Annotated in this window: 18 protein-coding genes and 1 pseudogene; 8 read left to right on the forward strand and 11 right to left on the reverse strand. The window is 70.0% G+C overall.

What is annotated here, in order from left to right; all coding sequences use genetic code 11:
• Positions 1–64: 64 nt before the first annotated feature.
• The 8 genes from NHL53_RS08810 (at position 65) to NHL53_RS08845 (ending at position 4,642) form a co-directional block, all read left to right on the forward strand.
• Entirely contained in the window at positions 65–826 is a 762-nt protein-coding gene (locus NHL53_RS08810; RefSeq protein ID WP_433776490.1) for a hypothetical protein, read from the forward strand.
• A 3-nt stretch (positions 827–829) separates the two neighbouring features.
• The gene (locus NHL53_RS08815) at positions 830–1,270 is read left to right on the forward strand and encodes a hypothetical protein (RefSeq protein WP_433776491.1); all 441 of its coding nucleotides are present in this window, start codon (positions 830–832) and stop codon (positions 1,268–1,270) included.
• 5 nt (positions 1,271–1,275) lie between these two features.
• Complete coding sequence (locus NHL53_RS08820) at positions 1,276–1,545, forward strand: hypothetical protein (protein ID WP_433776492.1); 270 nt, start codon at positions 1,276–1,278, stop codon at positions 1,543–1,545.
• A gap of 4 nt (positions 1,546–1,549) precedes the next feature.
• Positions 1,550–1,876 carry a hypothetical protein gene (locus NHL53_RS08825; protein ID WP_433776493.1) on the forward strand — a complete coding sequence of 109 codons (327 nt, stop codon included), beginning with the start codon at positions 1,550–1,552 and terminating at the stop codon, positions 1,874–1,876.
• Positions 1,863–3,251, forward strand: a complete 1,389-nt coding sequence (locus tag NHL53_RS08830) for a hypothetical protein (protein ID WP_433776494.1) — start codon at positions 1,863–1,865, stop codon at positions 3,249–3,251. The genes NHL53_RS08825 and NHL53_RS08830 overlap by 14 nt, the downstream gene beginning before the upstream one ends.
• A 214-nt stretch (positions 3,252–3,465) precedes the next feature.
• A complete protein-coding gene (locus NHL53_RS08835; protein ID WP_433776495.1) occupies positions 3,466–3,957 on the forward strand; it encodes an ImmA/IrrE family metallo-endopeptidase in 492 nt (163 codons plus the stop codon).
• Entirely contained in the window at positions 3,954–4,337 is a 384-nt protein-coding gene (locus NHL53_RS08840; protein ID WP_433776496.1) for a hypothetical protein, read from the forward strand. The genes NHL53_RS08835 and NHL53_RS08840 overlap by 4 nt, the downstream gene beginning before the upstream one ends.
• Positions 4,338–4,480: 143 nt before the next feature.
• Positions 4,481–4,642 (forward strand): hypothetical protein, encoded by a 162-nt coding sequence (locus NHL53_RS08845; protein ID WP_433776497.1) that lies wholly within the window; start codon positions 4,481–4,483, stop codon positions 4,640–4,642.
• Positions 4,643–4,997: 355 nt separating this feature from the next.
• On the opposite strand, the gene NHL53_RS08850 is transcribed toward NHL53_RS08845, so the two are convergent.
• From NHL53_RS08850 to NHL53_RS08900, 11 genes and pseudogenes are all read right to left on the reverse strand, one after another.
• On the reverse strand, positions 4,998–5,876 hold the full coding sequence (locus tag NHL53_RS08850) for a tyrosine-type recombinase/integrase (RefSeq protein ID WP_433776525.1): 879 nt from the start codon (positions 5,874–5,876) through the stop codon (positions 4,998–5,000).
• Complete coding sequence (locus tag NHL53_RS08855; RefSeq protein ID WP_433776498.1) at positions 5,864–6,646, reverse strand: hypothetical protein; 783 nt, start codon at positions 6,644–6,646, stop codon at positions 5,864–5,866. The genes NHL53_RS08850 and NHL53_RS08855 overlap by 13 nt, the downstream gene beginning before the upstream one ends.
• Before the next feature lie 19 nt (positions 6,647–6,665).
• Complete coding sequence (locus NHL53_RS08860) at positions 6,666–6,998, reverse strand: helix-turn-helix domain-containing protein (RefSeq protein ID WP_433776499.1); 333 nt, start codon at positions 6,996–6,998, stop codon at positions 6,666–6,668.
• Between the two features lie 55 nt (positions 6,999–7,053).
• Positions 7,054–7,242: a hypothetical protein gene (locus NHL53_RS08865; protein WP_433776500.1), complete on the reverse strand. Its 189-nt coding sequence runs from the start codon at positions 7,240–7,242 to the stop codon at positions 7,054–7,056.
• Positions 7,243–7,328: 86 nt separating this feature from the next.
• Positions 7,329–7,583, reverse strand: a complete 255-nt coding sequence (locus NHL53_RS08870; protein ID WP_433776501.1) for a hypothetical protein — start codon at positions 7,581–7,583, stop codon at positions 7,329–7,331.
• Between the two features lie 9 nt (positions 7,584–7,592).
• Positions 7,593–7,964, reverse strand: a complete 372-nt coding sequence (locus NHL53_RS08875) for a hypothetical protein (RefSeq protein ID WP_433776502.1) — start codon at positions 7,962–7,964, stop codon at positions 7,593–7,595.
• A gap of 219 nt (positions 7,965–8,183) precedes the next feature.
• Positions 8,184–8,456: pseudogene (locus NHL53_RS08880) on the reverse strand (DNA-3-methyladenine glycosylase); the annotation flags it as partial.
• Entirely contained in the window at positions 8,453–9,919 is a 1,467-nt protein-coding gene (locus NHL53_RS08885) for a hypothetical protein (protein ID WP_433776503.1), read from the reverse strand. The gene NHL53_RS08885 and the pseudogene NHL53_RS08880, both read right to left, overlap by 4 nt.
• Positions 9,909–10,685, reverse strand: a complete 777-nt coding sequence (locus NHL53_RS08890; RefSeq protein ID WP_433776504.1) for a TIGR03943 family putative permease subunit — start codon at positions 10,683–10,685, stop codon at positions 9,909–9,911. Before NHL53_RS08890 ends, NHL53_RS08885 begins: the two co-directional genes overlap by 11 nt.
• Positions 10,675–11,709 (reverse strand): permease, encoded by a 1,035-nt coding sequence (locus NHL53_RS08895; RefSeq protein ID WP_433776505.1) that lies wholly within the window; start codon positions 11,707–11,709, stop codon positions 10,675–10,677. Before NHL53_RS08895 ends, NHL53_RS08890 begins: the two co-directional genes overlap by 11 nt.
• A gap of 8 nt (positions 11,710–11,717) precedes the next feature.
• The gene (locus tag NHL53_RS08900) at positions 11,718–12,116 is read right to left on the reverse strand and encodes a Fur family transcriptional regulator (RefSeq protein WP_433776506.1); all 399 of its coding nucleotides are present in this window, start codon (positions 12,114–12,116) and stop codon (positions 11,718–11,720) included.
• Positions 12,117–12,121 lie beyond the last annotated feature (5 nt).

The following is a 12,121-nucleotide window of genomic DNA, read 5'->3' on the forward strand; positions in this document are numbered from 1 at the left end:
CGACGCTACGAACGCCCCGCGCCTCACCAGGTGCGGGGCGTTCTGCACGAGAGGAGATGGCCGGATGGTCACTCAAACCGACATTGGTCACGGTCGCGGCTGGCTCACCCCGGAAGCGGCGGCGTCCATTCGTCGCCTGGACGCGGTGAAGGGCGCGCCGTGGCAGATCACCGAGGCCGGCCGCACCTGGGATCGCCAGAAGCAGCATTGGGACGCCTATCAGGCGTATCTGTCGGGCCGTGGCCCGTGGGCGGCTATCGCTCTGCACCCCGACGCGCCGAGCATCCATCAGCGCGGCAGCGCCATCGACACGGATCAGCGCGAGACGGCGCTGCTCAACGAGCACGGCTGGTTCCACACCGTCTACCGGGACGGGGTTCTCGTGGAGCCGTGGCATTACGAGTACGACAAGGCCCGCGACAAGCACCTCGGCCAGTCCGCTGGCGGCGGCGGGGCCACGACCACGCCTGAGGAGGACATTATGAACGCGTCGCAGGAGAAGAAGCTCGATGACGCTCTGCGGTATGCGAAGGCGGCTTACGAGGCGTCTCGGCAGTCGGCATCGACGACGAAGTGGATCAAGGCCCGCATCAAGGGGTCGGTGAATGGGAAGAGTCTCACGGCGCTGCTGAACGAGGCGATCGGTCTCGGGAAGTGGCTCAAGTTGCGCATCAAGGGCTCGTACAAGGGCGACTCGATCACGAAGATGCTCCGGGATCTCGGGGACCGTCAGGGCCTCAAGTTCACGGCGTCTATGGCGGTGGACCCGGATCCGGTGTACGAGGAGATCGACGAGCCCGCCGAGCCGATCCCTGACGAGGCCTGACCCGTGGACGTGACCCGGATCTCGACTCCGATCCGGCGGGCGTGGGAATCGATCACGGAGCCCCGCCATCTGAAAGTGTTCTACTTCGGTGTCTACGCGCTGACGCTCGCGATTGGGCTGGTGACTCTCGCGCAGCCGCCGCAGTCGATTGAGGGGCCGCTCGGTCCGATCCTCGCGGCCCTCTGGGCGGGCATGCTGACGGCTGGCGGGCTGGGCGGGGCCCTCGCGGTCCTGCCCGGATGGTGGTGGGCTGAGCGGCTGTCGGTGCTGTTGGCGATGGGCGGGACGTATATCTATGCCGGTATCGCCGTCTATCTGCACGTGACCGGCCCTCCGGGGTCGCAGCGCCTCACCCAGGCGCTCACGATCATCCTGGCCACGACCGTTTTCTGGCTTCGTCTTCTCCTCACCAGGCGGTGGGACTACGAGCCTCGTCGGAGGTAGGCCGTATGGACCCGATTCAGATCTGGACGATGGTCGGCGGGACGGGGATCGTCACCATCGTCGTCGATCGTCTGCTGACCCACCTCCTCAAGGCGCGCGGCTCGAAGGTCCAGGAGCGCCGCAAGGAGATTGACCGTGCCGACGCCGCTGAGCGCGACGCGCGGATCCTCCGGGAGTCCCTCGCGATTCACCGCCGCGTCATCATCGACGCCCCCTGTCTCGGCCCCGCCGACCTCCCGGAATGGCCGACCACGACCCACAAGACCAAGGAGTAACCCCATGGACATCGAACTCCCCGCTATCCCCGCCGGGATCCTCACGCTGCTGAGCGTCTTCGCCCCGTACGTGATCGCCGTGATCAACCGCCCGTCGTGGTCGCCAGCGGCCAAGAAGGTCGTCGCGGTCGTCGCGGCGATCGTCCTCGCGGCCGTCGTGATGCTCTTCTACTACGTCTACACCGGTGATGTGATCCCGTCGTGGCCGGCACTGATCCTCCTCGCTGTCGTCGTCGTGCAGGCGTCCTACGCCCTGGTCACGCGAGACGGGGGCGCGAAGTACCTCGAGGACCGTACGAACTCCTCGGGTGGATCCGATGGCGTGGCCTGACGGGGTTCCGACGCGGCTCGTCACGGCGGGCCGCGGCCTGTCCATCGAGCGCGGTCGCGGTCTCGGGGTCTCGCTCACGGTCGCCTCCTCGCGTCCGCTGCTGATCTGGGCGGCGACGGGCGACCGGTTCGGGACGGATCCCGCGTCGACGCATGCGGGCCCGGGCGGGCCGGTCGAGCTGTATCTGCCGTGCACAGACACGCCGGGTTGGCTGGACGAGCACGGCCGCGAGATCGACGTGTCCGAGCCGGACACGTTCACGCACCGGTACACGGCTGACCTGTGGCTCACCGACGGGAACCGCCGCGAGCTGACGGGCACGCGGCGACGGGTGGAGTTCATCCTCCCGGCCGGTGACGGTCCCCTCGATCTGGATTCGGGTATCGAGGCGGGCACCGTCGAGGGTGAGCCCATCGTGATCCCGCCCGAGTGGGGCACGGTCGTCGAGGAGGCGCGGGCGTCTGCTGACGCTGCGGCCGCGTCCGCGGTCGACGCGAAGAACGAGGCGGATCGGGCTCAGGCGATCGCGGACGCTCCCGATTCTGTGTGGGGCGCGGTCGATCAGGCCGAGGCCGCGCAGGACGCCGCGGAGACGGCGCGGGATGCGGCGTCCGGTCATGCGTCGGATGCGGAGGATGCGGCCGGGACCGCGGCGGGTCACGCGACCCGAGCCTCGAGCGAGGCCGACCGTGCAGAGGCCGCAGCCGGGACTGCCGCGGCCGACGCGACCACGGCCCTGACGCAGGCCGTGCAGGGCGAGGCCGACCGTGCCGAGCGAGAGGCCGACCGGTCCGAGACCGAAGCCGACCGTGCGGAAGCCGCCGCTGACGCGGCACAGCAGGGCGCCACGTGGGACACCCTGCCGGGAAAGCCCACCTACGTCGCCGCGGGAGCATCCGCGACGGCTGCCCGGTCTGCTATCGGGGCGGGCACATCGTCCGCGACGGCGATGAGCGAGGCCGAGGCTCGCGCGGGCACGGGGCAGACGAGCCGCACCATCTCCGCGGCACGTCTGAAAGACGCCATCGAGACGCACGCTCCGGTCCCGCAGGCCACCGACGAGGCGGACCTGTCCAGCCTGTACGTGGACGGCGTCACCGGAACGTTCTTCGCCCGCACGTGGGGGCCTGTCGTGGAGCTGTACGGCACGGTAGCGGGCCAGTTCCCGTCGAGCAACCTCGCGCACGCCCTCGCCGCGGGGCTCCCCGAGGATCTACGCCCACCCGGGGCCGCCTTCCGGTGGGGCACGGCGACCGTCGGCCAGTACGCCGGTGTCGTGCGGGTCAGCCCTGACGGCACGATCGCGGTCGGCAATCGCTCTGGTGCGGACTGGAACAACAACTTCTACTGGTCGATCGTCTACCTCAGCGGCTGACAACACGCCCCCTCTCACCTACTGGTGGGAGGGGGCGCTTTCGTCGTGTAGACCTTGTGCCCGCAGACGTCCCGTGCACCAGCGATCAGGTGGAACGCGGCGTGTCGACTGGCGAAACGCCGAGGATACCTCGCTGATGAAACGCTGATACCCCTGTGGATGAGTAAGCTGAATTGACGCAATCCTGTGGAGCAAGTTGTGGAGAGGAGCCAACATGTCGACCGCTGAAGCCACTGCGAGGGACGTCCTGGACTCCCTCTACGGCGAAGGTGTCCGACCGCTGCCGATCGACCCCGTGCAGGTGGCCCGCGCGCTCGGCGTCAACGTGTTCGGCGCGGACTTCGAGAACAGCCTGTCGGGCATGATCGCGAAGCTTGAGGCTGGCGGTGATGTTGAGATCTTCGTCAACACGACCCACGCGCCAGTGCGCCAACGCTTCACGACCGCGCACGAGCTCGGACACTACTTCTCGGAGAAGTCCAAGGGCGAGGACCGACCGTACGTGCATCGCCGGGACGCCCTTTCCGCTTGCGGGACCGCGGGGGAGGAGATCTTCGCGAACCAGTTTGCGGCAGAACTGCTCATGCCGGCGGCAGAGGTGCGCCGCCTTCATGCACTCGGTTTTAGCCGGGTGGACCTCGCCAACCGCTTCCAGGTCTCGCTCGACGCGCTCGGACATCGTCTGGCCAACCTCGGCCTGTCGTGAGTCACGAGGAGAGCCGCGAGCCGAACGAGGCCGACAAGGCCGATGTAGCGAAGCGACTCAGCGTCGCCCACGAGCTGGAAACGTCCGAGAAGCAGCCGTTGGTCTCGAACGGCCTCCGAGATGAGCCGGTCACAGGCATCGCGCTGCTCGCGAGCATCATGCAGGCGACGTTCTTCACGGACCTCTTCTGCTACCACGCCGATGCGCGCTTCGGGCACCCGACCCGACAGGAGCGAGTGTCAGCGCTTCAGGAGGCACACCCGAAGTTCTACCTGTGGTGTCGCAATGCGGACTTCATCGCGCGGGCCATCCTGATGGTCGCGGTCACCGGCGTCGCGAGCACAGCTGCGGTGGGCGTCGCGATACGGCTCTTCTACTGACAACAGCGCACGAGCGCCCCTCCTGCTTCGGCAGGAGGGGCGCTTTTGTCGTGTCATACGTCGCCTCGGCGGTCGAGGCGACGGTGGCGGGAAGTATGATTCGGGCTATCGACCCCACGAGCTAGCGGAGATACAGTTGGAACATGAGCACGACGATGACAGTCCACATCGCGAAGGCGATGACACATGGGGCGTACGTCGGCGTGACCGGAGACCCGTCTCGGCTTCGCGAGATGAGGAGCGAGCTGTTGAAGCAGCAGCGCAGTCAGCGGTCCTACGCGAAGAAGAGGCGCCGTTCGCGCTAGCGCAGTACTCGGGGCCCCTCCCAGATCCGCTCACCCTCGGGGGATACGACGATGTCGTACCCGGGTCGGCGAAGCAGATCGTGGATGCCCATATCGCTCGTGAGAACGCGACGACAGCAGCCATGACACGTGTGACGAAGGCCGAGTCACGATCGGTTGGCGTCGGGACATTCGCTGCGCCAGCAATCTCTCTGGGCGGGCTCGGGGTCGCGGCGTGGCTGGTGTTGGCCGGACATCCGACCGGAGCAGTCGCTGTCATCCCTGCGGTATTGGCGAGTGGCGCGAAGGTCGTCGCCGCATTCCGTAAGCAGGAATAGCCGGAGGCACGCTGTCGACGTCTACGGCAGAGAGTGGGTTACCTGTCTCGATGGGCTTCGAGCCACGCGGCGAGGGGGATCGATGCGTTGCGCGCGATCTCGCCGTAGGCGCGGTCGTAGTAGGAGACCTGGTCGAAGCTCGCGACGCCGGCGGAGTACATGACGTCGCGGATCGGGACGCCCGCGTCAAGCGAGAGCGTGATGAATGCGGCTCGGAGCATGTGGGGTCGGATGTTGATGTCGAGGCCAGCTGCGTCGGAGACCTTGTCGTAGGCGGTGTAGAGCCGATCCGCGGGTATGGGGGTGCTGCCGTAGCGGATGATCGGGCCTGGGGATCCCCGCCACGGGAGGGCGTCGATCGCTTCTCTCGTCCGGGCGGGGAGGGACACTCGCCCCGAGTGGCGCTTCTTGCGCAGCGGGAGCGTGAGGAGCAGCGCGCCGTCGTCCGGGAGGAGATGCTCGGTGCGGGCGCGGAGCGACTCGGCGAGCCGCAGGCCATTGAGTAGGTGGAGGCAGGCGGCGACGTGAATGCCGGGGTGGAAGTCGCGTGCGGCGTCGAGGAAGCAGGCCGCGGAGGTACGGGGGATCCGCGCCTGAGCCGATCGACCTGGCCGTGGGGGCCGACGGACGCCCTGGGCGATGTCGACCGGAATGTGCCCCCGCGCGTACGCCCACCGGTAGAAGCGCAGGATCGCGCCGAGGCTGGCGCGGATCCCGGCATCTCGCATCCCTCGAGCACGCTCGGAGCGAATCCACTCCTCGAGCATCTCGGTGGTGGCCTCAAGGATGTGGATGCCCGCCAGGTAGCAGCGCGCCTGCCACGCGCGCAGGTACGAGCGGTAGGCCCTCAGCGTCGACCCGGTGTAGACGGCGAGCCACGCGTCGAGGTAGTGCTCGGCGGGTTTCAGCGCCGCCAGACGTGCACTCGCGTCGTCTTCTGGATCCCTCCATCCTCGGGCCCCCGCACGTAGGGCGGCACGAAGATCGGCTTTCGCTGGGCTTGTTCCGGGCCATAGGGCTGCTGTTTCCAGTGCCCGCGGACGAGGTGCTGGCGAGTCAGGGTCCATGCGGTGTCCTCCTTGTCTTCGCGGGCGGACCCGTGGCGGGGTGTCTCGCGGAGGGTGACCTGCGTGATCGTGGCCGGCGCGGGCGCTCGCGGCCCGACGCGGCGTCCGGTGAAGGGGCGGTGCCTGCCGACGGTGGGAGTCTGCGCGAGGATCAGCGTGGTGCCGAACATCGTCCAGAGCTTCCCGGCGTCGTCCTCGTCGGGGGCGAGCATCGGGGTTCCGAACGCGAGCACGCCGGGCACGCGCGCGAGGGGGCCGGTGGCGCGGGCGAGGGGCACGATGATCGTGTCGCCGCAGTGCGCGCCCCACCAGAGGCCCATCGCGGTCAGGTGTGATCGTTCGGGGATCTCGCTGCCGGCGGATCCCTCCCAGATGAGCATCCCGGTCGGTGAGGGGCGGACCGCCTCGAATGTCCATGGCGGCAGGTCGGGGGCGTAGTCGTGCGCGAGGCGGGACATCGCGTCTGTCACCCACCACAGCGCCGGGTCGCCCGTTTCCAGCTGCTCGCGGACCGAGGTCCACACGTCCTCGTAGGCCTCGTGTACGGCGGCTTGCTGACGGAGGCCCTCGACGATTCCGGGGTACTCCGTCACGCGGAGTCGGGGGCGTCGCTTGACCATGTCGCCTCCCGGGGCGTTCCTAGTCCTCGGCCCATTCGAGCATCGCGTCGGGCACAGTGGCGAGGATCCGGGCGCCGTATGCGAGGTACCAGCCGCGGGGCTTCGGTCCGGAGGGGAGGTGGATCGGGATGCCGCCCTGGGCGCCGTCGATGAGGCGCGCGGTCTCGCGGTCGTGCTCGCCTCGGAGCCGCTGGAGATCGGCGACGACGCCGGGGCGCGGGTTGAAGCGCCCGCTCTCCCAGTCCTTGACGGCGTGCCGACCGACGCCGAGCATGGTCGCGAGCTCGGTCTGGGAGAGGCCGATGAGGTGGCGGGTCGCGGCGATCTCCGCGCCGGTCATGGTGTCAGGCATGGGGGCTCCAATCGGAAGCGCCCCACCCCGTGTGGGGCGGGGCGCTTCGTGGGCGTCAGGCCAGGTTCGCGGCCTGCTGGGCGAGGGTGGTGAGGACCTCGCGGGCCTCGTCCTCGGTCCAGCCGTCGATGCTGTCGATCTCGGTGGTACCGGTGACGGCCTGGTCGGTGATGTCGAGTCCGGCGAGGACCTCGTGCTGCTCGATGTTGAACTCGGCGGCGAGGCTCTGGATCGTGGTGTTCATTGCATCCTCCTGGATGTGTGGCCGGGAGCTTGTCTCCCTTGCTCTGAGAACAGCCTAACACACCATAATGGTGTGTTTCGATCCTGTCAGGATTCTCTCAGGGTGAGTGCCTGCCAACCCTCCGGCGCGCAGGTCCACAGCTCCTCGCGCTCTCCGATCTTCACCGTCTGAGTCACCCGTGACCGTGCGAAGGCCTTCCGCTCGGAGGGTCGTAGGTTCACGAGCTCGAACCTCTCGGGGAGTCGCTCGGCGATCGCGGCGTCGCGCTCAGCGATGGAGTCGGTCTCGGGCAGGTCGATCTCGACAGTCTCGGTCGAGCGGAGCGTCACGGTCCAGGGCACCAGATGAGCCTACGCCCGAGCGGCCTCGACCCCACGGGTGTGCGCTGGCTCGAAGCTCTGCTGGGGCTGGGTGACGGGTCCGATCGCGCCTCGCCAGATCCAGGCGCGGAGCTTCTCGCCGTCGACCTCCACCTCGACCCCCACGGCGCGATCGGTCCACCGGTCGACGCGCACGGTCGCCTCGACGTCCATGTCGCCGAAGCGCAGCCAGGCGCGCCCGATCATGCGGATCATCCGTGGCGCGTGCGTGATCAGAGACTGTTCGAGGAGGAGCTGCTCCGGGGAGAGGGTCTGCAGGGGTCCTCGCGCGCGGGCCTCGCGCAGCAGGCGCTCCTCGCGTCGCCTGTCACCCAGCCCCGGATACCGCGCGTTCGTCCCCATACCGCGCGAGTGTAGTACCTATGTTCGAATGTCCGGGATGTCGTCACCCCACCCGGGGTGCTCAACCTCCGGCCACTCGACCCGCCACCCGCACTCCCTGCAAACGTCCGCCCCGTCCTCGGGATAGGTCGTCACGCCACAGGCCGGGCAGATCGGCTGCGCGGCGGCGTCGAGGTCATCCACGGAGGAGAGTGTAGTCACGCTCCCCTAGGGATAGCGGTGGATCCCGTGGCTCAGGTAGACGTAGAGGCGCCCCGGCTCGCCCCACATCGTCGCGTTGCGGGCCGTGACGCCCATGCGCGCGTGGGAGCCGGGATCCGGCACGTCGCCCGTGCCCCGCCCGTGGTACGCCTCGACCTCGGTGATCCGCAGCGACACGACCCCGTCGTCGCGCCGCGTCGTGAGCAGGCCGCCCAGCAGCCGCGGGGCGACCTCGACGGGCAGGCCGGAGAGCTCGTCGCGCGCGGCCGGATGCCGCCGCTCGCCGCTCACCAGGGGCCGACCTCGCACCAGCTCACGTCGAAGCCGGGCACGGTCTCGACCTCCTCGCCCGTGCGGGTCTCGACGATGCGGGTCTCGACATCGCGGGGCATCGGCTGGGGAGCCAGGTCGTAGGGGTTCTGCGCGAGAGACGGCGCGACCGCGAGCGCCGTGAACTGCGCGCTCGGCGACGCGCACACCTGCAGCAGCGCGTCGCCCTCGGCCACCCGCGCCACGTCGCTCGCCTCGCCGTCCGCCGACACGCGCACGACGCGCATCTCGATCGGCATGCCGTCCTCCATCTGGGCGTAGCTGCGCACGCTCCCGCCGTCCGGCGTGGGCACGAGGTGGTTGAGGACGGTCTCGCCGTCGAGCTCCACGTCGTCGAAGGAGCTCTCCTCGCCCGTCGCGAGGTCGAGGGACATGAGCCCCGTGTCCGACCGGTCGATGATCGCCGTGTACGTCGACCGCGCGACGCCCTCGATCCCGAGCGCGAGGCCGAACGAGGTCGGATCCGTGTCCGCGCTCTCGCGGTCGATCAGCGTGAGGTCGCCGCCGAAGTCGTTGAGGAGCAGCGACGACGTCTCCGGCACGAACCGCCACCGGTCGATCTGCGGCTCCTCGCCCCCGATGACCACGGGCTGCGGCGCCTCCGCCTGGTCGAACGCGCGACGGAGGGATCCCGTGAACAGCACGCTCGCGCGCCCCGAGTCGGCGCTGATGTCGCGGTCGGTGTACGTGTAGCCGTACAGCTGACCGCGCTCGGAGACCTGCATCCCCGTGACGACGCCCTCGCCCGGCAGCTCGAGATCGCGCGTCGGCAGCGACTCCGCCGAGAACCCCTCGTCCTCGAAGCGCGCCCCGGACAGGTCGACGGCCACGAGGCGCATCGCCTCGCCCTCGACGACGGTCGCGACGACGAACTCGCTCGTCGCGCGGAAGTCGTCGATGCGCTCCGCCGAGAGCACGACGGGGCCCTCTCCGCCGCCGACCGTGCGCTGGCGGATGACGTCGTCGCCCGACTCGTCGCGCTCCAGCACGAACACCTCGGCGGGCGGCGTCGTGAAGGCGGTCTCGAGCGTCGACTCGGGGCCGCCGCCGAGCCCGCGCACCCCCTCGACCCGCACCGTGTATGTCGTGTCGGCGTCGAGAGCCGCGGGGAACCGCACGCCGACCGTGCGCCCGGCCGCGTCGACCGTGAAGTCGGTCGCGGGCGTCACCGACACCCGCTCGGGGTCGACGCCGGCGAGCGCCTGGTTGGCCGTCAGGATCACGCGGCTGCCCGACTGCGCGATCGACCCCGCGGGGTCGGCCTGCACCTCGGTCACGCGCGGCCCCTGCACGAGGCTCGCGACGGCGCCCGCGCCAGCGAGCAGCGTCAGTCCGCCGAGCACGACGGCGAACGCGCCCAGATACCGCGCGCGGTGGCGGCGCCGACGCTCCGCGCCCCGCGCGCCCGCGCGGCTAGTACTCATACGGATCCTCCGGTTCGGGGATCGTCTCGATCGCGGAGGCCCGCACGACGAGGCCGCCCGCGTCGTCGACCGACACGTCGCCCGTCAGCTCGATCCACTGCCCCGTCTCGAGCCCGTCCGGCAGCGCCTCGCCCGCGACCGGCAGCGCGGCCGGCTGCGCGTCGATGACGCAGTGGGTGATGACGAGACGGCTGAGATCGATGCCCCCGCCCTCGCCGGGCGTCACGAAGCCCGTCAGCACGACGCTCTCGCCCTCGTACTTCTCGGGGCTCGTCGCCGTCGCGAACACGGCCGACCAGTCGCCCACGCCGAACGCCGACGTGTCGACGACGCCGAGCTGCACGTCGTCGGCTCCGGCGAACAGGGGCGGGGATCCCGTGTCGCGGTCCATCGCGAGCTCCGCCGACAGCGTGGCGGGCGGCAGAGCGAGCGCCGCGATCGCGACGCCCGAAGCGACGACGCCGCCCGCGACCGTCGCGGCGACGGCGAGGGGCGACCGGCGGACGTGCGCGTGGTCGTCGTCGGCGCCCGATCCGTCGCCGTGGTCGTGCCCGTGGTCCTCCTCGGAGCCGAGGGGCAGGGCGAACGAGGCGACCGCGCCGACGAGCAGCAGCGCCGCCATGCCGCACGCGAACCACGCCTGCGACGGGTTGATGTACAGCTGCAGCCGTCCCGTGACCGTGAGGCCGATCGTGACGACCGCGAGCACGGCGGCGAGGCCGACGCCCAGCCACCGGGATCCCGCGCTCCCCCACTCACGCGACAAGGTTCATCACCGCCCCCACCGCGAACGAGAACAGCACGACGATCGCGACGAGCCCCGCGATGACGCGGGTCGAGAAGGTCGTGCGCAGCAGCGCGATCATCTTCACGTCGACGATCGGGCCGACGAGCAGGAAGGCGACGAGGGATCCGGTCGTGAAGGTCGACGCGAACGAGAGGGCGAAGAAGCTGTCGACGTTCGAGCAGATCGCGACCGTCATCGCGAGCAGCATCATCGTGACGATCGACAGCACGGGGTTGGATCCGATCGCGAGCAGCAGGCTGCGCGGGATGAGCACCTGCACGGCGCCCGCGATCGCGCTGCCGATGACGAGCGCCGGCATGACGGCGCGCAGCTCGACGACGAACTGCGCGATGCTCAGCCGCCAGCGGGGTCCGCGATCGTCCGCCGCCATCTCGCACGTCGCGCGGAAGCGGTCGGTGAGCATGCTCTGCGGATCCGGGTGACGGCTGTACAGCCATCCGACGAGCAGCGCGACCGCGTAGCCGCCGAGGATGCGGGCGACGAGGATGCCGCTGTCCCACCCGAACGCCTGGTGCGTCGTGATGATGACGATGGGGTTGACGATGGGCGCGGCGACGAGGAACGCGAGCGTGTCGGCCGGGGTGAGGCCGCGCATCATCAGGCCGCGGGCGAAGGGCACGTTGCCGCACTCGCAGACGGGGATGAGCATGCCGAGCGCCGCGAGCACCATGCGCCTCGCCCATGCCCGCTTCGGCATGAGCCGGTGCACGACGTGCGCCGGAACCCACACCTGGATGACGATCGAGAGGATCACGCCGAGCGCCACGAACGGGAGCGACTCGATGAGCACGCTGAGCGTGAGCGTGAGGCCGTCCTGCGCGCGGGTCGAGAGGGGGCTGTCGAACGCCTGCGGAACGAAGGCGTCGATCGCGAAGAGCGCGGCGACGAGCAGGGCGCCCGCGACGGCCGCGACGACGCCGCGCCTCGTCGAGGGGCGCCGGTCGGAGTCGGGCCGCGAGGCTCGGGCGACGGGGGTCGTCATGGCGCGGATCAGCCGGCCGCCGCCTTCGCGGCGCAGTCGGCGCACACCCCGAAGATGTCGACCACGTGCTCGGCCTCCTGGAAGCCGTTCTGGGCCGCGACGTCGCGCGCCCACGTCTCGACCGCGTTCCCCTCGATCTCGACGGCGAATCCGCAGCGTCGGCAGATCAGGTGGTGGTGGTGCCCCTCGTTCTCGCAGGCGCGGTAGAGGTTCTCGCCGTCGGGGCTCTGCAGGCTATCGGCCTCGCCCGACTTGGCGAGCCCGGCGAGCGCGCGGTACACCGTCGCGAGCCCGATGCCCGTGTCGTCGCGGATGACGGCGTGCAGATCCTGCGCGCTCACGAAGCCCTCGCTCTCCGAGAGAGCCTCCCGCACGCGCTCCCGCTGCCAGGTGTTGCGCTGAGCCATGCCCC

Source organism: Microbacterium sp. gxy059 (assembly GCF_050958665.1).
Lineage (GTDB): Bacteria > Actinomycetota > Actinomycetes > Actinomycetales > Microbacteriaceae > Microbacterium.